This is a genomic window from Cupriavidus sp. 01L45 (genome assembly GCF_056399885.1).
In genome coordinates this window covers 84,900-107,759 of record NZ_JBFTSG010000028.1, presented here as the reverse complement: position 1 = coordinate 107,759, position 22,860 = coordinate 84,900, and the positions used below count along the sequence as shown (strand labels likewise).

Annotated in this window: 19 protein-coding genes; 11 read left to right on the top strand and 8 right to left on the bottom strand. The window is 66.2% G+C overall.

The window, feature by feature from the left end; genetic code table 11:
- Positions 1-165 precede the first annotated feature (165 nt).
- Positions 166-2,133, bottom strand: coding sequence for a sigma-54-dependent Fis family transcriptional regulator (locus tag AC1DT6_RS20105; RefSeq protein WP_441625299.1), 1,968 nt, complete (start codon positions 2,131-2,133; stop codon positions 166-168).
- A 226-nt stretch (positions 2,134-2,359) separates the two neighbouring features.
- Here AC1DT6_RS20105 and AC1DT6_RS20100 point away from each other — a divergent pair, with 226 nt between their 5' ends.
- Entirely contained in the window at positions 2,360-2,767 is a 408-nt protein-coding gene (locus tag AC1DT6_RS20100) for a VOC family protein (RefSeq protein ID WP_441625297.1), read from the top strand.
- Positions 2,768-2,780: 13 nt separating this feature from the next.
- Here AC1DT6_RS20100 and AC1DT6_RS20095 read toward each other — a convergent pair whose 3' ends face one another.
- Positions 2,781-3,032, bottom strand: coding sequence for a hypothetical protein (locus AC1DT6_RS20095; protein WP_441625295.1), 252 nt, complete (start codon positions 3,030-3,032; stop codon positions 2,781-2,783).
- A gap of 190 nt (positions 3,033-3,222) precedes the next feature.
- Here AC1DT6_RS20095 and AC1DT6_RS20090 point away from each other — a divergent pair, with 190 nt between their 5' ends.
- From AC1DT6_RS20090 to AC1DT6_RS20080, 3 genes are all read left to right on the top strand, one after another.
- The gene (locus AC1DT6_RS20090) at positions 3,223-4,179 is read left to right on the top strand and encodes an alpha/beta hydrolase (RefSeq protein WP_441625293.1); all 957 of its coding nucleotides are present in this window, start codon (positions 3,223-3,225) and stop codon (positions 4,177-4,179) included.
- Between the two features lie 9 nt (positions 4,180-4,188).
- Entirely contained in the window at positions 4,189-6,243 is a 2,055-nt protein-coding gene (locus AC1DT6_RS20085) for a penicillin-binding protein 1A (RefSeq protein ID WP_441625291.1), read from the top strand.
- Positions 6,244-6,317: 74 nt separating this feature from the next.
- Positions 6,318-7,577 (top strand): arsenic transporter, encoded by a 1,260-nt coding sequence (locus AC1DT6_RS20080; RefSeq protein WP_441625289.1) that lies wholly within the window; start codon positions 6,318-6,320, stop codon positions 7,575-7,577.
- A gap of 333 nt (positions 7,578-7,910) precedes the next feature.
- Here AC1DT6_RS20080 and AC1DT6_RS20075 read toward each other — a convergent pair whose 3' ends face one another.
- Positions 7,911-9,689, bottom strand: a complete 1,779-nt coding sequence (locus tag AC1DT6_RS20075) for a hybrid sensor histidine kinase/response regulator (protein ID WP_441625287.1) — start codon at positions 9,687-9,689, stop codon at positions 7,911-7,913.
- A 356-nt stretch (positions 9,690-10,045) separates the two neighbouring features.
- Here AC1DT6_RS20075 and arsN2 point away from each other — a divergent pair, with 356 nt between their 5' ends.
- The 6 genes from arsN2 to AC1DT6_RS20045 all read left to right on the top strand — a co-directional run bounded on the left by arsN2 (position 10,046) and on the right by AC1DT6_RS20045 (position 14,171).
- Positions 10,046-10,474, top strand: a complete 429-nt coding sequence (arsN2, locus tag AC1DT6_RS20070) for an arsenic resistance N-acetyltransferase ArsN2 (protein WP_045235845.1) — start codon at positions 10,046-10,048, stop codon at positions 10,472-10,474.
- A gap of 268 nt (positions 10,475-10,742) precedes the next feature.
- Complete coding sequence (gene folE, locus AC1DT6_RS20065; RefSeq protein WP_477114824.1) at positions 10,743-11,468, top strand: GTP cyclohydrolase I; 726 nt, start codon at positions 10,743-10,745, stop codon at positions 11,466-11,468.
- Positions 11,469-11,514: 46 nt separating this feature from the next.
- On the top strand, positions 11,515-11,958 hold the full coding sequence (locus tag AC1DT6_RS20060; protein ID WP_441625282.1) for a BLUF domain-containing protein: 444 nt from the start codon (positions 11,515-11,517) through the stop codon (positions 11,956-11,958).
- 99 nt (positions 11,959-12,057) lie between these two features.
- Positions 12,058-12,861, top strand: a complete 804-nt coding sequence (locus tag AC1DT6_RS20055; RefSeq protein ID WP_441625280.1) for a fumarylacetoacetate hydrolase family protein — start codon at positions 12,058-12,060, stop codon at positions 12,859-12,861.
- 154 nt (positions 12,862-13,015) lie between these two features.
- Complete coding sequence (locus AC1DT6_RS20050) at positions 13,016-13,492, top strand: YbhB/YbcL family Raf kinase inhibitor-like protein (protein ID WP_441625314.1); 477 nt, start codon at positions 13,016-13,018, stop codon at positions 13,490-13,492.
- Between the two features lie 145 nt (positions 13,493-13,637).
- Positions 13,638-14,171 carry a hypothetical protein gene (locus AC1DT6_RS20045; RefSeq protein WP_441625278.1) on the top strand — a complete coding sequence of 178 codons (534 nt, stop codon included), beginning with the start codon at positions 13,638-13,640 and terminating at the stop codon, positions 14,169-14,171.
- Positions 14,172-14,210: 39 nt separating this feature from the next.
- Here AC1DT6_RS20045 and AC1DT6_RS20040 read toward each other — a convergent pair whose 3' ends face one another.
- The 3 genes from AC1DT6_RS20040 to AC1DT6_RS20030 form a co-directional block, all read right to left on the bottom strand.
- Positions 14,211-14,507, bottom strand: coding sequence for a YciI family protein (locus AC1DT6_RS20040; protein ID WP_441625276.1), 297 nt, complete (start codon positions 14,505-14,507; stop codon positions 14,211-14,213).
- 530 nt (positions 14,508-15,037) lie between these two features.
- A complete protein-coding gene (locus AC1DT6_RS20035; protein ID WP_441625274.1) occupies positions 15,038-16,483 on the bottom strand; it encodes a dihydrolipoyl dehydrogenase in 1,446 nt (481 codons plus the stop codon).
- A gap of 148 nt (positions 16,484-16,631) precedes the next feature.
- Positions 16,632-17,363: a glutathione peroxidase gene (locus tag AC1DT6_RS20030; protein WP_035870843.1), complete on the bottom strand. Its 732-nt coding sequence runs from the start codon at positions 17,361-17,363 to the stop codon at positions 16,632-16,634.
- A gap of 518 nt (positions 17,364-17,881) precedes the next feature.
- Here AC1DT6_RS20030 and AC1DT6_RS20025 point away from each other — a divergent pair.
- Positions 17,882-21,181 (top strand): ATP-binding protein, encoded by a 3,300-nt coding sequence (locus AC1DT6_RS20025; RefSeq protein ID WP_441625272.1) that lies wholly within the window; start codon positions 17,882-17,884, stop codon positions 21,179-21,181.
- A 107-nt stretch (positions 21,182-21,288) separates the two neighbouring features.
- Here the strand turns inward: AC1DT6_RS20025 and AC1DT6_RS20020 are convergent, their stop codons facing one another.
- Positions 21,289-21,984, bottom strand: a complete 696-nt coding sequence (locus AC1DT6_RS20020; protein WP_441625270.1) for an Hpt domain-containing protein — start codon at positions 21,982-21,984, stop codon at positions 21,289-21,291.
- A gap of 104 nt (positions 21,985-22,088) precedes the next feature.
- The gene (locus AC1DT6_RS20015; RefSeq protein WP_441625268.1) at positions 22,089-22,727 is read right to left on the bottom strand and encodes a response regulator; all 639 of its coding nucleotides are present in this window, start codon (positions 22,725-22,727) and stop codon (positions 22,089-22,091) included.
- Between the last annotated feature and the right edge of the window lie 133 nt (positions 22,728-22,860).

Here is a 22,860-nt window from a genome sequence, read left to right as displayed (position 1 = left end):
GGCAAAAAGAGCGGCCGGGGGCCAAACTCGCATCGCCTTAAGGCGATACTCAAACATGGCCCCCTCTTTTCCGCTCTTTTTGCCTGACGACGAGGCGCCCCATACGGCCTGGTACACCTTGACGGCTCGCTTCGCATCGCGTGGGGGCGGCTGGTGGGCCACGATTCAACTGCCACGCTTCAGCCGTCTGTATATCGTGTTCCGCGACAAGCCCAGCTCGCGCGCGGCCAGGCTGATGTTGCCGCCGTGGCGTGCCAGCGCCTGGCGGATCATGGCGGCTTCGCGATCGCGCAGGCGCTCGGGGGCGTCGGTTGGCCGCACCTGTGCGACGCTGGCCAAATTGTCATCGCTGTCCATCGCTCGCTGCGCGTCCCCGTACGCATCCGGTACCAGGTCGTCCTCGAAATCCTCCGGCAAATGCTCCACCCGGATCTCGTCCTCGCCTTCGGCCATGATGGCCGCGGTGCGCAGCACGTTGACCATCTGGCGCAGGTTGCCCGGCCACGGATGCCGCTGGAAACGTGCCAGCACGTCCGCCGCGATCTGGCTTGGATGCGCACCAGCATGCGCGGCATGGTCCGCCTGCGCGAGCTGTTGCGTCAGGATGCGTTCCACCAGGACCGGCAGGTCGGTGCGGTCGCGCAGCGCGGGCAGCGTGACCGCCAGCGCATTGATCCGGTAGTACAAATCCTCGCGGAACGTACCGGCCGCGATCATCGCGCGCAGGTCGCGGTGGGTGGCGCAGATGATGCGCAGATCCACCGGTATCGCGCGGGCGCCACCCAGCGGCGTCACCGCGCGCTCCTGCAGCACGCGCATCAGCCTTACCTGCTGTGCCAGCGGCATGTCGCCGATCTCGTCGAGGAACAAGGTGCCGCCATGCGCCTGCACCAGCTTGCCCGGGCTGCCTCGCCGCCGGGCGCCGGTGAACGCGCCGTCCTCGTAGCCGAACAGTTCCGCCTCGATCAGGGATTCCGGGATGGACGCGCAGTTGACAGCCACGAACGGCGCCGCGCCACGCGGCGAGTCGCGATGAATGGCCCGCGCCAGCCATTCCTTGCCGGTGCCGGTGCGCCCCAGCACCAGGATCGGGATATCGCGCCCGTGTACCTTGTTGACCCGCTGCAGCACGGCCGCCATGCGGGCGTCGCCGGTATCGAGAGCAGCCAGCGCCGAGGCCGGCCCGGCGGCGGATGTGCGTGCCGCGGGCGCAGCGGGCGCTGTGTGTGATACGCGCCGGGCCGGCGCCAGCAATGCCATCCGCGCGAACACGAGCACGCGACTCGGCAAGGTCAGCGTCAGCAACTGCCCGCGGGCCTCGTCGCCCTGCTTGAGCGCGACACCCAGCGGCAAGCCGAACAAGGCGGCGAAGCTGTGGCGCTCCAGCGCATCGGGCGACAAGCCCAGCTGGAACAGGCCGCTGCGGTTGGCCGCGAGGAAAGTGCCGTCGGCAGCGAATGCCGCCATGCCTTCGAACAGCGTGCCGACGAACTCGGGCCGCGCATGAAAGCGCACCAGCGCGGCGTCGGTGAAATGGGTGGCGAACAGGTGATTCTCGATCATCTGTGCCGACATCCGCACCAGCGCCATGGTGTGCTTGTGGAAGCCGCGATGATCGCCGCTGACATCCAGCGCGCCCAGGACCCGGCCGAACGGCCCGGCGATCGGCGCGCAGGAACAGGTCAGCGTGCGGTTGGCGCGCAGGAAGTGCTCATCGGCATGGACCACCGTGGGACGGGCCTCGGCCAGCGCCGTGCCGATCGCGTTGGTGCCCTTGCTCGACTCCGCCCACGATACGCCCGGTGCCAGCGCCACGCGCCTGGCCCTGTCGGCGAAATCGCCATCGCCCAGGCTGTGCAGGATCACGCCGCCGCTATCGGTCAGCAGCACCATGCTTTCGGTGTTGGCGATCTGCGCGTGCAGGGTCTCCATGACCGGCAGCGCATGCTTGTAGAGGAGTTGGTTGGCGTCGACCAGTTCATGCAGTGCGCGCCCCCCTAGCGGGTGGTAGTCCGCCGCATGCACCGCTTCCAGGCCGAAGCCGGCGGAGCGCGCGTGGGCGCGGGCAATCAGGGCGCGGCGCTCCGGATCGTCGTCCGACGCCGCGGCGTGGTTGGCTAGCATGCTGCTCATGACGGCAGGTCTCCTGTTCTGGATCCCGGCCGGGCCGGGTCAGGCCGTCTCTGCGCCGGCCTGGCGGGCGGCGTGGCGACCTTGCCGCGGAACCTTATCACAAGCCGCCGGCGCCACGGGCACGCGCGATCAGGAAGTCGGGTGTAAAGTACCTGTTTTCCGGCACGCGCGATCGCGCCCCGTCCCTTTCTCGTCAGACTCGTTTCACTTCCTCGAAAGGCGCAAGATGAGTATTGTGATAGACCGTTTCGACCATATCGTCCTCAACGTGAAGGACGTCGAGACCAGCGCGGCGTGGTATGAGAGCGTGCTCGGCATGCGGCGCGAGGACTTCGAATCCCGCACCGGCAAACGGGTCTCGGTGCGCTTCGGCCAGCAGAAGATCAACCTGCGCCCCATCGGCACCGATACGGTGGCCTGGTTCACCGGCACGCATCCCACCGCCGGCAGCGACGACCTTTGCTTCATCACCCACAACACGCTGGAGAGCGTGATCGCGCACTGGCTGGCGCATCACGTGCCGATCGAGGCCGGGCCGGCGCAGCGCACCGGCGCGCTCGGCCCGATGACCTCGGTGTATTGCCGCGATCCGGACGGAAACCTGATCGAAGTGGCGGCTTATCCGGCGCACTGAGCGCCGGACGGGCTCACCGCTTGCCGTCGAGCAGGTCGTTGAGGACCTCGTCGAATGCCGCTTGCGCATCTTCCAGCGCCTGCAAGGCGGCGTCGAATGTCTGCAGCGCCATCTTTGACGGCTTGCCGCTGCCTTGTGGCGCGAACTGCCCCTGCAGCGCGGCAAAGGCCACCTGCACCTGCCGCGTTGCGTTGACCACGCGGTCCATCGCCTGCGCTTCTTCGGCGCGCTTTTGTTCGTCGTTCTGGTTGTTCTGGTCGGTCATGCCTCTGGCTCCGTGCGCGGCCGCACCGGCCGCCGTTGATGTGAAGCGTATCGTACAAGAACTTGCGGGGGCCAAGCCGGGTCGAATGCCGTGGCCCCGGAAAATCGCCAGGGATCCACCACGAAACGCCCCGCATTGCGCTGTCAAGCGAAGCAGAGAAGTCAGGCAGAACAAACCCTCCGAATCCAGCATGCCATCCCACACACGCAAGGCGCTCGCCGCCGTACTGCTGACCGCAGGCGGCTTTACCTGCTACTGGACATACCTGGCGCTGAACCAGGACCGGCTGCTGTTCGACGCGCGCCGCCGCCCCCCGCGTGAGCTGCCCGATGGCATTACCGCCTATTCGCATGAAGTGCCGGGCGGCTTGCTGCGCGGCTACGTCTATGGCACGCAGGGCGTGCTGGACGTGCAAACAGGGGAAACCGTACCGGACACGAACACGGCGCGCGACCTCCTGTTCTACCTGCCCGGCCGCGGCGAGGACGTGCTGGACACCATGCAGTACCTGGAATGGCTGCCGCCGCGCGTGGGCTTTGCCACCATGGACTACCGCGGCCTGGGCCATTCGGACGGCCAGCCCTCGGAAGCCGCCGCCGTGGCGGACGCCAGCCAGTTCCTGCTGCACCTGCGCCGCATGTTTCCGGGCACGCGCGTGCATGTGGTCGGCCGCAGCCTCGGCACGGGCGTGGCCATCCAGCTGGCCGACCTGCAGGATTTTGAGAGCTTGCAGCTGATCACGCCCTATGACTCGATGCTGGAAATCGTGCGCAAGCGCTTCCCCCTGGTACCGCTGCGGCAGTTGATGCGCCATCACTTCGATTCGATTTCCCACTGCAAGAAGGTGGTGCAGAGCACCAAGGTGCTGCTTGCCGAGACCGACGAGGTGGTACCGCACGAATGCTCGGAGCGCCTGATCGCGGCATGGCCCGGCCAAGTGGCGCGGCAGACGATGCCGGGCACCGACCACTCCACCATCATCGAGCGCGCCGAGACCTGGCGCGCGCTGGCGCAATTCGCGCAGCAGGTCGGCAAACCCGGCACCCGGCCGGCAGCACCGGAAGATTCACAAGACAACGGGGACAGCCTGACAGCGGCGGAAGCCCCGGACGGCGTGGCCGGCTACCCGGTTTTTGCCAAAAGGTAGAATGCGCGAATGAAAAGAGTCGTTGTAAAGGCAGCAAGCGCCGCTTTGGCGCTGGCTGCAGCCTCCACCTTGCTAGTTGGGTTCGCCGCCGTGGTGAGCCTGCGCCAACTCCCCGATGTCGATGCGCTGCGGGATTACCGCCCCGACGTACCGCTGCGGATCTTTACCAGCGACAACGTGCTGATCGGCGAGTTCGGTAACGAGCACCGCGAATTCGTGCCGCTGGATCGCATGCCCAGGCAGATGTCCAATGCCTTGCTGGCGGCGGAAGACGATCAGTTCTACCAGCACGCCGGCGTCGATGTCCCCGGGATCTTCCGCGCCGCGCTCGCCAATATCGGCGAGGGCTACGCCCAGGGCGCCTCCACCATCACCATGCAGGTGGCGCGCAATTTCTACCTGTCGCGCGAGAAGACGCTGGCGCGCAAGTGGTATGAAATCCTGCTGGCATGGAAGATCGACCGTTCCCTGCCGAAAGACCGCATCCTCGAGCTGTACATGAACCAAGTCTACCTGGGCGAACATGCGTACGGTTTCGGCAGCGCGGCCCAGACCTATTTCGGCAAGCCGCTGGAAGCGCTCTCGCTGGCGGAAACCGCGATGCTGGCGGGCTTGCCCAAGGCGCCGTCGACCATGAATCCGGTAGTCAACTTTCCCCGCGCCAGGCTGCGCCAGCAATATGTGCTGGGGCGGATGCAGGCGCTGGGCATGATCTCGCACGATCAGTACCAGGCGGCGCGGTCCGAACGGCTGCAGGTGGCGGGATCCAATGGCGGCCATTTCGGCGGCCACGCCGAGTACGTGGCGGAACTGGCCCGCCAGCTTGCCTACGACCGTTTCGGCGAAGCCGCCTATACCCGCGGCCTGAACGTCTACACCACGGTATCGTCGGTCAGGCAAAGCCTGGCCTACGAGGCCGTGCACGCAGGGCTCGACCAGTACGGCAAGCGCCACGGCGACGCCCGCGGACAGCAGGCCGCGCTGGTTTCGCTGGACAGCAGGTCGGGCGCCATCGAGGCACTGATCGGCGGTGCGGACTTTGCCACCAGCCGCTTCAACCATGCCACGCAGGCGCTGCGCCAGCCGGGCTCGACCTTCAAGCCCTTCATCTACTCCGCCGCGCTGGAGCGCGGTGTATCGGCCACCACGATGATCAACGACGCGCCGCTGGACGGCTCGTCGCGGTGGCAACCGGGCAACGACGATGGCCGCTTCCTGGGTGCCGTCAGCGTGCGCCAGGCGCTGGCCGAGTCGCGCAACCTGCCGGCCATCCGCACCCTGCAGGCCATCGGCATTCCCTACGCGGTGGACTACGCCGGCAAATTCGGCTTCTCCGAGCAACGCCTGCCGCGCTACCTGCCGATGGCGCTGGGCACCGGCACCACCACGCCGCTGCGGCTCGCCGCCGCCTATGGCGTCTTCGCCAACGAGGGCTACCGCACCGAGCCTTACCTGATCGAGCGCATCAGCGACGGCGCGGGCAATGTGCTGTTCACCGCGGACAGCGAGCCCCAGCCGCGCCGCGTCATCCCCGAGCGCAACGCCTATGTGATGAACAGCCTGCTGCACAGTGTGGTGACCAGCGGCACCGGCGCCGGGCTGCAGCGCTACCTGCGGCGCGCGGATGTGGCCGGCAAGACCGGCACCACCAACGATTCGGTCGACGGCTGGTTTGCCGGCTATGCCTCTGGCATCGTCACGGTGGCGTGGATGGGTTTCGACGACAACCGCAGCCTGGGCCGACACGAATTCGGCGCCACCACGGCCCTGCCGATCTGGGCGAACTACATGGAAGGCCGGCTGGCCGGCCAGCCCGAGGCGGAATACGTGGTGCCGAAAAACCTGGTGCGCAGTGGCGACGACTGGATTTATCCGGAGTATGCGGATGGCAGCCACGGCATCGCAGCGCTTGGTTTCCCGCCGCCGGCACAGCCCGATCCCGCAACCGAGCCCGTCGGGATGGCCGCCCCGCCCGCGGCCGCCGGACCAGCGGAACCTGTCAGGGCATCCACGTCCCCCGTCCCGCCAGGGACCACGCCCCGTCCGTCGCTGCCCAGCACCTGACGAGCGCGGGCGCTGCCCCCGCGCACRAAAACAGCCCACAACATGAACGATCACCTGCTGCCTGAGCGCACCCGATGAACATCTCCCCCTACAGCGGCCCACTGATCTGGGCGGTGGCAGCGGCCACCACTATGGGCGTCATCATGCGGCCCTTCCGGCTGCCCGAGGCCGTCTGGGCCGTCGCGGGCGCACTGTTGCTGTGCGTGACAGGCCTGCTTGCGGTGCCCGATGCGCTGGCCGCCGTGGCACGCGGCTACGATGTGTACCTGTTTCTCGGCGGCATGATGCTGGCGTCCGAACTGGCGCGCAAGACCGGGCTGTTCGACCACGTAGCGGCGGTGGCGGTGCGCCAGGCCGGGGGATCGGCGCGGCGGCTGTTCGTGCTGGTGTATGGTTTCGGCACGCTGGTCACCGTGTTCATGTCCAACGATGCCACCGCGGTGGTGCTGACGCCGGCTGTCCTCGCCGCCACCCGCGCCGCCAGGGTCAGGCATCCCCTGCCCTATCTCTACAGTTGCGCCTTCATTGCCAACGCAGCGAGCTTCGTGCTGCCGATCTCGAATCCCGCCAACCTCGTCATCTTCGGTGCGCACATGCCCACGCTGCCGGGCTGGCTGGCGCGCTTTGCCTTGCCGTCGGCCGTCGCCATCGCCGCGACCTTTGCCGCGCTTTACTGGACCCAGCGCCACGCCCTGAAGGAGCGCATCGCGACCGACGTGGCGGTGCCGCCCCTGACGATCGAGGCCAAACTGACCGCCGTCGGCATCGTGGCGATGGGACTTGTGCTGCTGGTGGCATCGTTGCTGGGCGCCGACCTGGGCTGGCCGACCTGCGTGGCCGGCGTGGCGACGCTGCTGCTGGTCTGCGCGCGCCGCCCCGGCCTGTGCCTGCCGGCGCTTCGCGAGATTTCCTGGGGCGTGCTGCCGCTGGTGGCGGGCCTGTTCGTACTGGTGGCCAGCCTGGAGCAGACCGGTCTGATCGGGAAACTCGCCCAGCTGGTGCAGGCGCTGTCGCAACAGTCTCCGGCGGCCAGCATATGGGTGACCGGGGGCACGGTGGCCCTGGTGTCCAACGTGGTCAACAACCTGCCGGCCGGGCTGTTCGCCTCGTCGGCACTGGCGGCCAGCCATGCCTCCGCGCAAGTCACTGACGCGGTGCTGATTGGCATCGACCTTGGCCCCAATCTGTCCGTCACCGGCTCGCTGGCGACCCTGCTATGGCTGACGGCGCTGCGGCGCGAGGGCCAGATGGTCGGCGCGGTGCAGTTCCTGCGTATCGGCGCGGTGGTGATGCCGCTGGCGCTGGTGCCGGCGCTGGCGGCATTGCTGCTCTGACCGCCCTGTCCCCGGCGCTCGCTCGAATGCGCACACTAACCAATGCCTCGCCTCAGGCCGGATCGGCCGTGGGCCACGGCGGCCGGCGTTTTCCTGGCCAGGCCGGGACGGCCGGGGTTGCGGGCTTACATGGCCAGGTAGATGACGATAACGAACACCCCGAGGCCTGCGAGGGTTAGCAAGAGGAAGGCAAGCATCGACGGCAACTGGTGTTGGCGTCTCCCAAGTATGGCGTGGCCGGCACAACACTGCCGTCGGGAGATCTCTGATTTGGCGGGTGTGCCGTCCTACAGATTTGTGACGAATAAGGTCCCGAAAAACATCGGCGACCCTTCATCGGCCACGTGACAGGATACTCGCCAGGGCGTCCATCGCCAGCGGCTTGGCCAGGTGGAAATCGAAGCCGGCCGCCGCGCCTCGCGCCTTGTCGGCTTCGGAGGCGTAGCCGCTCAGCGCCACCAGGCGGGTGCCCGCGAACGCGGGAAGCGCGCGCAGGCTTTGCGCCAGCTGGAAACCGTCGATACCCGGCAGGCCGATATCGATCAGCGCCACGTCGGGCGTAAAGCCGCCGGCGATATCCAGCGCGTCCTCGCCGCTGGCCGCCAGCCTGACTTCGTGGCCGTCGAGTTCGAGCAACATGCCCAGCGCGCGCAGGGCTTCGGTGTTGTCGTCAACCAGCAGGATACGCAGCGCCGGAAGGGTGCCGGGCTGCGCGGCGCCGGCCTCTACCGGACCGGCGCAGACCACGGGCAGCCGCGCCTGCACCAGGGTGCCGAGGCCCTTGCCATCGCTGTGCACCGTCACCGTGCCATTGTGCAGTTCAACCATGCGCCTGACGATGGCCAGCCCGACGCCGAGTCCGCCACCTTGGGCATCTGCTGCGTACTGGCTGAACATGTCCAGCACGTTTGGCAGGAAGTCCGGATCGATGCCGATGCCGTCATCCTTGACCGTGATCACCAGCGTATCGAAACAATCTTGGCCGGCAACGGCTACCGGCGCGTCGCCGGGGGGCGACGCTTCGGCCTGGACCGACAAGGCAATGGTACCGCCGCGCGGCGTGTACTTGATCGCATTGGACAGCAGGTTGGTGACCACCTGCGTGAGCCGCGCCGTATCGGCATAGACCGTCACCGGTGCCGCGGGCAGGTCCGTGGTCAGCGTATTGCCGTGCCATTCGATATCCGATGCCACCGACGACAAGGCATCGCCCACGATATCCTGCACATTGCCATGGGTGCGCACGATCGGCACCTTGCCTTGCTTGATACGGGACGCATCGAGCAGATCGTCGGTCAGCCGCTTGAGCTGGCGCATCTGGCGCTCGGCGATATCGAGCATGCCGGAGGCGCCCTGCTGCACTTGTGCGATCCGCCGCGCCACTTTGATCGCGCTGTCGATGGCGGCAATCGGATTGCGTAGTTCATGCCCCAGCATGGCGAGGAACTCGTCCTTGCGCGTGTCCGACAATTGCAGCGCTTCGCGCGCGGCCCTGGCCTGCGCCGCTTCCGCGATGGCGGCATCCTTGCTGCGCGACATGCTGAGCACCGCGCCGGCAAAACTGGCCAGGCTTTCGAGCAGGCGCGCATCTTCGTCGTCAAACACGCGCCCGTGCTCATGCGACATCACCCAGATGGTGCCCCAGAGTTCGCCATCGCCGGGAATCGGCACCACCAGTTCCTCGACCACCTCCGGCTCCAGTGCCGGCAAGCAGGCGAAATGGCGCTGCGGATAGGCAAGCAATTGCGGGCCGCCAAGTTCCAGCGCAATGCCGGACGGACTATCTTCGCAAGGCACGGCGTGCCCGACCAGCTTGTCGCACAGGCCGGCCGTGGCGGTCCAGTACAAGCTCCCCCTATCGTCGCCACCGTCTTCGGGCAGGCTGATGCCCGCGCTGCCCGCGCGGCAAAGCTTCAGCGCCGAATCCGCCAACGATTGCAGCAGAGCAAGGTCGGACGCCACCAGCGCCCGTGCCAGCCGGCGCAAGGCCACGCATTCGGCGCCATAGTCCGGAGAGCGGCCGGCCCGGTTGCCAAGCTCATCGGTTTTCAGGATGCCCGCGCTGCGTGCGCGCAACAGTGAAGCGGAAGGTGGAGCGGGTATCTCGGCCATGACATGTCGCTCTTGAAACGGAGAGTGGTTGCCGGAGTGAATGCGAGCTCGCCCGGCGTGCGAGGGTGTCGTTGCCTGCTGGGAATGGTAGTGGATTTCCGCGCGTGAACGTACGTGACGGATCGAATGCACCAGCCACTGGCCCGATGGAAAATGATTCAACTGCTATCGCGACATCACCGCGATAGCGCATCAGTGTAATCCCTGAACCCGGATGGGCCGGATGTCGCTTTTCCGCATGAAACCTAGGCCGCGGAACGTCCAGTACGCGAATCTACTTAAGAAGTATCCCTAGGCACCGTAAAGCCAGTCAGAACTTAAGATACGAAGAACAGCCCGAAGGGCAGGAGGGCATCATGCGCCCGCACTATGCAAACGAAAAAGACAGTAAGGAAGTACAGGATCTGCTCCAGGCTTGCGACTTGCCGGTTGATGGCGTAGCCGAGCAGATCGGCAATTTCCTGGTTGTGCGCGACAACGCGGGCCTGCTCGGCTGTGCCGGCGTGGAGAACTACGGGCAGGTGGCCGTGCTGCGCTCGGTGGCGGTCGCCGAACGCGCCCGTTCGGCCGGCCTTGGAGAATTGCTGGTGGCGGCGATGCTGGCCGAGGCACGCACGCGCGGCGTGCAGTCGGTGGTGCTGCAAACCACTACGGCGGCCGGTTATTTTGCTCGCCTGGGTTTCGAGCGCGTGGAACGCGCCTGCATGCCGCCTGAATTGCTGGACACGGCATTGTCCCGCGAAACCTGCCCGGCATCCGCCACGGTGATGCAGGCCGCGCTGTAGCTTTGCCGCCGCGCCGGGGCCTGCACCCCCGGCTCCCGCAAGATCGGTGCGCGGCGATTGTTCGTGTGTCCCGCTCCTGCGTATCCATCCCGCTGTTGCGTGCAATGCACCCAGGTTAGCCGGTGCTGGCGTAGGATATGGTTGTAGCGAAAAAGCGAATGGCAGGCCCCGGGTAACCCGGGACATGAGGAATCCTCCCTGCCGGGCCATGCCGGACCATTCGCCAATCCTGCAACGATCCCTCAACGACAGCCACGAACCGCACGATATGGAATCCGACCACCAAGCACCCCACCCGGACCTGGACCAGGCGGCGGGAAGTGTGTCGTCCCGCATACRATCGCGTTTGCAGGCCGCGCAGGAGCGCTTCCACGCCAACGACAATATCTCCGCCTACGTCGAACCCGGCGAGATGGACGAATTGCTCGATGAAGTGCAGTCGCGCATGGAGGCGGTGCTGCGCAGCCTGGTGATCGATATCGACCAGGACCACAACACCCGCGAGACCGCGCGCCGCGTGGCCAAGATGTACCTGAAGGAAATCTTCGCGGGCCGCTACGTCAACCCGCCCAACGTGACCGAATTCCCGAACGCCGAGCGGATCAACGAACTGATGATCGTGGGCCCTTTGCGCGTGCGCAGCGCCTGCTCGCATCACCTGTGCCCGATCATCGGCAAGCTGTGGGTGGGCGTGATGCCCAACCAGCATTCCAACCTGATCGGCTTGTCGAAGTACGCGCGCCTGGCCGAATGGATCATGTGCCGCCCGCAGATCCAGGAAGAAGCCGTGACCCAGGTGGCCGACCTCCTGCAGGAAAAGATGAGCCCGGACGGGCTGGCCATCGTCATGGAAGCCGAGCATTTCTGCATGCACTGGCGCGGCGTGCGCGATACCGATGCCAAGATGACCAACAGCGTGATGCGCGGCTCCTTCCTCAAGGACGACAGCCTGCGCCGCGAGTTCCTGACCTTGCTGAACCGGCAGCGCGACTAAGCCGCCGCGCCCCGCACGCAAACCCCGCCTATCCCGTGGAGACATCATGCTCGTACGCCTGCTCTATGCCAGCCGCGCATGCAAGCCGGCCGATCCCGGGCTGGTAGACGCCATCGTCGCTACCAGCATCGCGAACAACCCCAAGCACGGCGTCACCGGGGTGCTGTGCTACGGCAACGGTATCTTCATGCAGGCGCTGGAAGGCGGCCGCAACGAAGTCTCGCGCCTGTACCAGCAACTCGTCCGGGACGCGCGCCACGAAGACGTCGTGCTGCTGCATTACGAGGAAATACTCGAACGCGAATTCGCGGGCTGGGCGATGGGACTGGTCAATACCGGCAAGGTCAATATGGCCACCATCCTGAAGTACTCCGCCCACGGCGAACTCGATCCGTACCGCACCAGCGGCCTGGCATCGCAGGCGCTGCTCAAGGAGCTGATCGCGGGCGCGTCGATCGTGGGGCGCACCTCGGAGCGTCATCGCTTCTGAAGCGGCCCGCGCCGGGTTAAGCTGTCGGCCCCGCTGCATGGGTGGTCGGCCGCCCATGCTTTGCCCGATCGAATCCATCACCAGAATCCAGGAGAACTTGTGAGCGCAACCTTCAATCCCGGCGCCGCGGCGACGCTGCTGACCGACGCCTTGCGCAGCGGCGTGCAATTCCGCGACCTGCCCGCCGAGGCCAAGCCGGCCACGCTGGCCAGCGGGTATGACGTGCAGGACCAGTTCATGGCGGCCCTGGGCGATCCGCTAGTGGGATGGAAGCTGGGGGTCGGTAGCGCCAATGCCATGCGGCGTGCAAAGCTGGCGCGTCCGCTGGTGGGCCAGGTTGGCGCATCGCGCTGCTTCGCCGCGGGGGATACCGTACCCGTCCCGGCGGGCGCGGTGGTCACCATCGAATTCGAGATCGCGGTGCGGCTGGCGCGCGATGTGGCCCCCTTGCAGGCCGAGCTCGCGCCGGCCGACCTGGCCGGGCTCATCGAGAGCGCGCAGGTCGCCGTCGAAGTGGTCCTGTCCCGGTACGAAGACCGCGTCGCGGTTGGCATGCCCGCGTTTGCCGCCGATAACGTGGGCTTCCACGCACTGGTGCTGGGCGGGAAGATCGACCCCGCCAGCGTGGAAGACGTCCGCGATGGCGCCGAAGTAGCGCTCGACGGCGAGCGTTGCGCGCTGCCGCTGGCCGGCGATGATGCCATCTATCCGCTCGAAGCGCTGCAAGCCTTGCTGGCGCACGCCGCGGAGCGCGGCGTCACCCTGCGCAAGGGCACCGTGGTCACCACGGGCACCCTGACCCGCCCGTTCGACGTATCCGTCGCGGATGGCGCACGTACTGTCCGGGCCACCTATGACGGCGGGGAACTGACGCTGCAACTCGCACCGCGCGCCGTCTCCTGAGGCAGCTTCGGCCCGGTCCGGCATGGATCCTGGCCACCAGCGGGTGACGGCTAGAGAGAAGGAGCCCAGAATGCGAAGACGCACTGCCGTTCTGTCCATTGTGCTGCTGTGCGTACCGCAAGCCGGGCTCCATGCGGCCCGCAAGGAGAGCGCCATGTCCCTCACGCTGACATCCGAAGCCTTCCCGCACGGCGGCGGGATCCCCGCCATCCACACGTGTGAAGGTGCCGATACTTCGCCGCCGCTCGCCTGGACGGGTATCCCCCCTGGCGCCGTGAGCCTTGCCCTGATCGTGGATGACCCGGATGCGCCCGACCCGGCCGCGCCCCGGATGACCTGGGTGCACTGGGTGCTGTACAACATCCCGCCCGCCAGCGCCGGCCTTCCCGGCGGCATTGCGCCGGCCGGCTTGCCCGCGGACACCCGCGAAGGCGCGAACGACTGGCACCGCACGGGCTACGGTGGCCCCTGCCCGCCAATCGGGCGGCATCGCTACTTCTTCAAGCTATATGCGCTGGACGTGGTACTGCCCGATCTGGGCAAGGCCTCCAAGGCCACGCTTGAGAAAGCCATGCATGGCCACGTGCTGGCGCAGGCGGAACTGGTGGGGACGTACCAGAAGCACTCCTGACGCCGGCGAAGGGATGCCCGACGCATCATATTGCGATGCCGCGCCGGCGCGACTCGCCGCGCGCCCGGGCTTGGTATTTCCCGTCCATGGGCTAGAACTATCACAAGGGCCTGATTTTCAGGTCGCTTGTGAACGGGAGCCTCTCATGGAACTCCATTTGCATATGCAGTCGCACCATTTTGCGCGCCGCGCGCCGGACTGGCGTGCGGCCGCGATTGCCGGCCTGATCGCAGGTACCCTGTATGTCGTGCTGGAGTTGTTGACGGCGCGCTTCGTGCTGTACCAGGGGGCATGGGGCACGGTGAAGATGGTGGCGGCCATCATGCTCGGCCGGGAGGCGCTGGCATCGGCGGATGCGTTCAGCTGGACCATCGTGCTGGCTGCGGGCGCGGTTCACTTCGCCTTGTCGGTGGTGCTGGCCACGATCCTGGCCATGATCATTGCGTCGTTCCGCTTTGACTCCAGCATCGGCATGGCAACCATGGTCGGCGCGATGTTCGGACTGCTGGCCTACCTGGTGAACTTCTATGTCCTGGGCCGCTACTTCAACTGGTTCGACGAAGCGCGAGGGTGGGAAAGCGTGTTCGCGCACATCCTGTTCGGACTGATCGCGGCCGATGCCTATACCAACCTGGAACGGCGTGCGCCGGATTCTCCGGGGATGGCGGGGGGTGGCTGAGCGCGGCCCCGCGCCACTTGTCCGGCGGGGGCCTGGCTGTCAGAGGCAGCACTCCCCTGCCAGATAGGCCTTGCGCCAGCGGGTAATGCGCACCTCGGCAAAGAGCCCGGCCTGCGTGAACGGATCGGCATCGATGAATTGCTGCGCCGCATCGCGGGTGTCGACATCCACGATATAGAAACCGCCGCCCGCGTCGCTGCCGTCGTCGTTAAGCTTGGCCCCGCACGCCAGTAGCAACGCCCTTTGGGCGTCCAGGAAGGCCAGGTGCCCGGCTCGGGCTGCCTGTCGGACTTGCTGGTGCTGCGGCTTGTCCCAGGTTTCGATGAGGAATGGCATGGCGTGGTTGTCCTTGAAGAGGCGTTTGGGTTGGGCGGGATAGCCAGAAGCGCCGCCGGCGTCATGCCGGCAAGGCCCGGAGGAGAGTTTCGCCGATTTTCGCGCAAGCCGCGCAAGCCACCGGGGAACCATCGGCGGCCATCGCCAGCGCGCTCCCGTGAAGCTTGAGAAACCCGCAATCCGGGCTTGACAAAACGCCTGGATTTTGCGCCTCGCCTCCCCTGGCCTCGCAGTGTTATCCACACTTTATGTGGATAACACTGTCGACAAGCTCCGCAAATGGCTCTGGCACGCGGACCCTATCGGACTGCCCACAAAACGGGCAGCTACGCAGCCCCGACCGGGCCGGGCCATTAGCTGGCGCGGATCACCTCGGAAAAATCTCGCAGTCAATGGGGGAATGGGGGCGAGGCCGGCGGACAAGGGCTCCAGGGGTAGCGCAGCGAAGGCATGGCAACAACGGCGCCGCACCGGGCACCGAAAGGTGTCCCACGGGGCGTCGCCGCACCGAAGTGAGTGCGGGCTACGGTTCAGCCAGCCAGCTTTGCCGCCGCGTCGCGCAGCGCGGTGCGCAGGCCCTCCTCCACCACCGGGTGGTAGTACGGCATGGCCAGCATCTGCTCGATAGTGAGCGATTGCTGATAAGCCCAGGCCAGCAAATGCGCGATGTTCTCGGCGCGCGGGCCGGTCCATTCCGCGCCAAGGAAGCGCCCGCTTTGCTTGTCGGCATAGACGTGCATCAGGCCGCGGTTCTTCAGCATCACGCGGCTGCGCCCCTGGTCTTCAAAGCTCACCTCGCCCACCACGAAGCTGTCCCGCGCCAGGTCGGCATATCGCTGGCCCACCATGGCGATCTGCGGATCGCTGAACACCACGCCGATCGGCGCGCGGCGCGCCAGCGGACGCACCGCGGGATAAGCTGCCGCATTCTCGCCGGCGGCCTTGCCCTCGTCGGCTGCTTCGTGCAGCAGCGGCAGGATGTCGTTGGCGTCGCCGGCGATAAAGATCGGCGCCGTGCCGCATTGCAGGGTGGCCGGATCGAATACCGGCACGCCGCGCGCATCCAGTTCCAGCCCGGTATGCTCCAGGCCCAGGCCACGCACATTAGGCTGGCGGCCGGTGGCGGCAAGCACGTAGTCGAAGCGTTCGGTCACCGTGTTCCCCGCGAGATCCGTGAAGGAGATCACGGCTTCGTCGCCCTCGCGCCGCATCTCGCCGAGCTTCGCGTCCGGGTCAAGGTAGAACTCCTCGCGGAAGGTGGCAACGGCGTTGGCCTTGATGGCCGGGTCGGTCAGCGGCCCCACGCCGCCGCGCAGGCCGAACACGCGCACCTGCACGCCCAGGCGGGACAGCGCCTGGCCAAGTTCGAGCCCGATCACGCCGGGCCCGAACACGGCCACGCGGCGCGGCAGGTCGTCCCAGGCGAACACATCGTCGTTGACCACCAGCCGATCGCCAAACACCTTGAAGGGCGGCGGAATCATGGGGCTGGAGCCGGTGGCGATCACTACGCGGCTGGCGCGCACCGTGGTGTGCTCGCCGACCTGCAGCACCGTGTTGTCGATAAAGCGGGCATAGCCGCTCACCTTGTCCTCGGCGGGAATGCCGTCCACGCCCCGCACCACGAAACCGACAAAGCGGTCGCGCTCGCGCCTGACCCTGGCCATGACTTCGCGCCCGTCGATGCGGATTTCGCCATCCACATGCACGCCGAAGGGCGCCGTGTGACGCAGTTCGTGGGCGGCCTCGGCCGCGGCGATCAGCAGCTTGGAAGGCATGCAACCCACGCGGGCGCAGGTGGTGCCATAAGGGCCGCCTTCGATGATGACGGCGCGCTTGCCGGCCGCCCTGGCGGCGCGATAGGCGGCCAGGCCGGCGGTGCCGGCGCCGATCACGGCGACGTCGGTCTGAATGGTTTGAGCGGTCTGCTGCTTCTGCGTGGTCTGCATGGTCTGCGTGGTCTGCATGGCGGTCATGTCGAGTTTCCTGGTGAAGTCGGCTTCAATCAGCGGACCGGATGGCACCGCGCGGCACTGCCATCCGGTCCGCCGACTGGGACGCGGCTGCCGGCCATGCCGGCGCCGCGCCTTGCGGCGGTGAAGCGGTTATTGCGTCTGGACAGGCTTAGCGCACAAGGTAGGTCTCAAGCGCTTCGGCCCCGCCAATCAGCTTGCCGTTGATGAAGATCTGCGGCGCGGTCATGTTGCCGGACACCGCGCCCAGCACCTTGCCGCGGATCTTGTTCTCCAGCGGCACGTCGATGTAGTCGAAACCGTTGTCCGACAGCATCTGCTTGGCCTTGGCGCAGAAGGAGCAGCCAACCTTGGAGAACACGACTACCTGGTCAGGCTTCCTGGCATTCGGGGCGATGTAGTTCAGCATGGTGTCCGCGTCCGATACCTTGAACGGGTCGCCCGGCTCTTCCGGCTCGATGAACATCTTGTCGACCACGCCATCCTTGACCAGCATCGAATAGCGCCAGCTGCGCTTGCCGAAGCCCAGGTCGGTCTTGTCGACCAGCATGCCCATGCCTTCGGTGAATTCGCCGTTGCCGTCGGGAATCATCACGATGTTTTCCGATTCCTGGTCCTTGGCCCATTCGTTCATCACGAAGGTGTCATTGACCGAGACGCACAGGATCGCGTCCACGCCATGCTTGGCAAACACCGGCGCCAGTTCGTTGTAGCGCGGCAGGTGGGTGGACGAGCAGGTCGGGGTGAATGCGCCGGGCAGCGAGAACAGCGCGACGGTCTTGCCTTCGAACAGGTCGGCCGTGGTCACGGTCTTCCATTCATTGTTCTCGCGGACGCGGAACGTGACATTGGGAACGCGTTGACCTTCACGGGATTGCAGCATGGATGAGCTCCTGGATGACTGGGGGTGGATGGCCGCGTGTTGCAGCGAAGACCCGATTTTCCGCGCCGCAGCGTGATTTGTACAATTCATCATTACAAACACAATCATTGTCTTTTGCTATCGAACATGGATAACTTCGCCCTAAGAGACTCCACACATGCCTTTAAATGAGATTTAAACATCACTTATGTACGCTAATCCTGCCCATGGCAGCCGGGAACAAAGACGCTGCGGTCGAGGCTGGCGCGGATTCGGAAATTCCCACAGGTCTCTTCAGACATTTCCGAACGTTGCCCGCCATCACGACGCTTACATTCGGGCAAGGCATCCCGCATGCGCGTCCGTTGTGGCGCGTGCCGTCTCCCAAGGCAGCGAACGCTCGCGTGGGCGGACCGGCAGGCGGCGGCACGCCCCCCTTCCGTGAGAACTCCCATATGTGCATCTGCACCTCCCCGAACCCGGCGGACCGCTCGGCTACCCGGATCCGGCGCGTGTGCGCCCGCTGGTGGCACCGCCAAGTGTTTGTACTATTGCTGTCGCTTTGCCACGGCTTGCCGGCCCTGCCGGCCGAGCCGCCCCGCGCGCCGCAACCGAGCCCCCAGCTGCGGCTGGCTTCGTCCTATGCGCCCGGTACGGGCGCCCCCACCGGTCGGGCCGGTGCAGGGCGTGGCGACGATGCGGAGCTGGCCGAATGGCGCCGCAAGCACAAGGTCCTGCGGGTAGCCGTGGTGGGCAACTACCTGCCGCCTTTCGACCTCGTCGACCTGAAAGGGGACTACCGCGGGATCTCCGCGGATTACCTCGCCGTGCTGGTCGCGCGCCTTGGCATACCGGCGCAAATCCTTCGCTATCCCTCGCACGAACTGGCGCGCAGCCAGCTGGCCAACGGCGCCGTCGACCTGATCACCACCTCGCTGGACGACCCCGGCGCCGGCCTGCGTACCGCGCCCTACCATGACCATCGCCTGATCGAGGTGGTGTCTCGCAGGGACAAGGCGCGTAACCAGGCCAACCGCACCATTGGCTACCTGGCGGGCGAAGTCTCGCCCGCCGCGCTTCACCGGGCCTACCCGGGCGCGCAGTTGCAACCCTTCGAGAACCTGCTGGGCGCGCTCGACCAGCTCTCCCGCGATGCCGACTTCGTGGTGGTCACCAACGCTACCGCCGCAGGCTATCTTGTCGAGCAATACCGGTACGAGGAACTCACCGCGCGCAACTTCGCGCCACTGGCGCAGGCGGGCGTCACGTTCGCCGTGGCGGATCCCTCCCTGGGCCGGATCGTCGACCGGACGCTGGCGGCCATGCCCGCCTCGCTCAAGCGCGAGATCGAAACCGCCTGGATCGCCAGCTCGCTCGAGTTCGATATCACCGACAAGCTCAATCTCTCCGGCGCCGAACGCGCCTGGATCGCCGGCCACCCGGAGGTGCGCTACCTGGTGTCGCGCGACTTCGTCCCGTTCCAGTTTGTCGAAGCCAGGGGGCGCCTCGGCGGACTCACCGAACAGGTGCTGCAACTGATCGCGCAACGCACCGGGCTACGCTTCTTGCCTTACTGGCCAGCCAGCGGCGCGGACATTGCCACCGCCGTCGAGAATGGCACCCTGGACATCGTGCCGATCCTGCCGGTGAACCAGCATCAGGCCAGCTCCGCCCGTCTCTCGGTTAGCGCGCCCTACTTCTCCGGCAACTGGGTCGTCGTCACGCGCGCCGGTGACGACAGCATCAAGAGCCTGCCCGACCTCGCCAACAAGATCATTGCGGGGCCGCCGTTCAATGGCATCCAAGACCTCGTACACACCCGCTATGCGGTGAGCCAGCGCGAGACCGACTCCTACGAGGAGGCATTCCGCTTGGTCGCCACCGGCCGTGCCGATGCCACCATCGCCAACGCCTTCATGGCCGGCCACATGCTCAGGCAGACCTACGCTGGCCGCCTCAAGGTCGCAGCCGCGACTGGCGGGGTTCCGCTGGAAGTCGGTCTGGGCGTCAGCAACCGGCATCCTGAATTGCTCGGCATCATCAACAAGGCCATCCTGAGCATTCCCCCCCACGAGCTCGGCGCCATGCGCGCGCACTGGACGGAAGTCAGGCCTTCGCCCCTTGCCTGGCGCCAGTTCCTGCCGTGGCTGATGGGGGCCGCGGCTGCCCTGCTGCTGGTCAGCCTGCTCTTTCTGGCGTGGGTGACCTCGCTGCGGCGCCAGGTGACGCAACGCACCGCGGCCGAACACGCCTTGCAGGACCAGGTGGCATTCCAGACCGCGGTGCTCGACGGGATTCCGCAGCCGATCTACCTGCGCGACAGCCAGTTGCGCATGATCACCTGCAATACCGCTTACGAAGCGGTACTTGGCACGACGCGGCGCGCGCTGGCCGGCACGGAGCTGGCGTTCGCCACCGCCGCCATCAGTCCCGACATCCGCCACGACGAGCTGATGGACGTCTACCGGGACGTACTGCAGACCGGCCTGCCGTCCAGTGCCGACCGCCGCCTGACCATTGGCAACGAGCAACGCAGCGTCATCAGCTGGGTCGTGCCGCTGCGCCGCGCCAATGGCGGCACGGCCGGCATCGTCGGTGGCTGGATCGATGTGACGGAGCGCCAGCAGATGCTGGCCGAACTGGCCGCGGCCAAGAACCGCGCCGAAGCGGCCAACCGCGCCAAGTCCACCTTCCTCGCCTCGATCAGCCACGAGATACGCACCCCCATGAACGCCATCCTGGGGATGCTGGAGCTGGTGCTGGCGCGCCAGCATGCCTCGCACGCGGATCGGGAGCAGTTGGGCGCCGCGCACGGCGCGGCCACGTCGCTGCTGTCGCTGCTGGATGACATCCTGGACCTCTCCAAGATGGAAGCCGGCAAGTTCACGCTGCAGCCGCGCGCCGCCAGCCTGCGCCAGGCCCTGCACGAGCTCGCCCGGATGTTCGGGCCGGTAGCCTCGCAGAAAGGCCTGGCCCTGAGCATCAGCGTTGGCGATACGGTGGCGCAAGCGCACAAGGTGGATATCCTGCGCATCAAGCAGGTCATCAGCAACTTTGTCTCCAACAGCATCCGCTTTACCGAGCAGGGCAGCGTGGATATCCGGCTCGACGGATCCACTGTGCGAGACGCCTGGCAAGCGCTCCACATCGTCATCCAGGACACCGGCATCGGCATTCCCCCCGGAGCAATCGGCAAACTGTTCCGCCCCTTCTCCCAGGTGGAATCGCCCGAGCGCGCGAATACCGGCGGCACCGGCCTGGGCCTCTCGATCGCGCAAAACCTGGTGCGAAGGATGGGAGGCGAGATCTCGCTTGAGAGCGAGCCCGGCCTCGGCACGAAGGTGGTGGTGCGCCTGAACCTCGAAGTTTCGGCATCCCCGCCCCAGGAAAGCGCTTCGATTGCCGGCACGCCCGACATCTCCGTGTTCCCCGCCGGCATGCGCGTGCTGATCGTGGATGACCATGCGCCTAACCGGCTGTTGCTGGAGCGTCAGTTGGAGCGGCTAGGCATTGCGGTAGATACGGCGGAAAACGGCGCCCTTGCCCTGGAAGCCCTGTTGCGCCACCCGCCAGACCTGATCATCTGCGACTGCATGATGCCGGTGATGGACGGCTTCAGCCTGGCCCGTGCAATTCGCGCGCGCAAGGACTCCCTGGGCAAGATACCGATCATCGGGTGCACAGCCAGTGCCCAGAGCGAAGATCATCAGCATGCGCTGGCGGCGGGAATGAGCGAGGTACTGGTCAAGCCAATGGGGCTGGTCGCACTGGAACGCGCCCTGCGCCGCCATCTGCGCGCAAGCCATGGTGCCGGGCAAGGCGATGCCACACCGGCCTGATTGCGCGCCGGAAGCGCACCTTGAAGTTGAAGTTGGGGTTGAAGTTGGGGTTGAAGTTGGGGTTGAAGTTGACGTCGAAGTTGACTCCAACCCCTACACCCAAACCCTCACGCCGCCCGGGGCGGCGGCCGCATTGCCAGCAGCGAAGCCTCAAGATGCTCCACCGTCGCGGCGAGAATCGGCAACAACGCCCGCGCCGCGGCCAGATCACCGAACTGCGCAACGGCTTCCAGCCGTCCGCATAGTGTCACCAGCGCCGCGCACTCCAGAATCCGGGCCGAGCCTTTGATCCGATGAGCACCACTGTCGAACCGCTGCCACGCGCCGTCCGTCAGCGCGGCGTGCATCATGGCGAGATCGATGCGGTTGGTGTCGACCAGGCTGTCCACCAGATCCCTGACGATATCCGCGTCGCCGCCGGCCAGGGTATCGAGCAAGGCGCCGACGGCCGCGCATTCGTCCGGCGACACCGCGACAAACCCGTGTTCAGCCAGCGCGCGCGCCAGTGAACTGGCATTGACCGGCGCGGTGAGCGTGGCATCGAAGGCCGCGCCGTGGGCCGCATGGGTTACGCGCTTGCCGGCATCGGCCGGCACCACCGCAAACAGCAGGCTATCCGGCGACAGGCCGAAGTCACTGCGAGCCGGTTCGCCCTCATGGTCATGCGCAAGCCAGACAAGCGCCAGCCGGATACGCTCGGTTTGCGCGGGACCGGCATCCGGCTCGGCCGCATCCCTGTGCTCGACGGAAAACCCCAGGCCCGCGAGCACGGTCGCGAGTCCGCTGATTTGCAACGCTTGCACGCCACTCTCGGTAGTGCTGAGTAATAGCGCGCGGATCATGAAATTACCTTCGGGAACATTTGCATTTTGTTGAGCCACTGTCAGCAAGTGGCCACAAGCTGGCGTCATTGCGCCGGTGTGAGGCGATATCGCCGGGCGAAATCGACCAGGTCCACCAGCGAGCTGACCTGCAGCTTGCCCATGATGCGGGTCTTGTGGCTGCTCACCGTCTTGTTGCTGATAAATAGCAGTTCGCCTATTGCTTTATTGGAAAAGCCCCTGGCCAGCAACTGCAGGATGACGATTTCCTTGTCCGACAGCCGAGCGAGCCGCTCTTCGTCCGCCAGCTGTGCAACCTTCGGCAGTTCGCGCTCGTAGCGCATCTCCGGAAACACCGTATAGCCGGCCATCACCGCTTCGACGCAGCGCACGATTTCCTTCATGTCCTGCATCTTGCTGACGAAGCCCTGGGCACCAGCGTGCCTCACCCGAGGAGCGAACGTGGCCTGGTCTTGTCCGGAAATCACCAGGATACGGATCGGCGGGTAGATCAGCTTCAGGCGTGGAATCACGTCAAGGCCGCTGATCCGGGGAATATCCAGGTCCAGGACGGCGAGATCCGGCTGGAACTGCCTGGCGGCTTCGATTGCAGCCTGGCCATTGTCCGCTTCCAGAATATGGCTGACCCCCAGCACTTGCGACAACTGGGCCTTGATCACCAGGCGGAGTGCCGGGTGATCGTCGACGACCAAGATAGTTGCCACTCGCATTCTCCCCAAAAAAAGCCAACAAGGAACTCACCTGCGCCGGGACACACCGATAATCAAAAGGTGGAGCGCGGATTATGTGGCGAATTTACGCTACAGCCGGCCAGAAATTTCCGAGCAAGTTATCGGA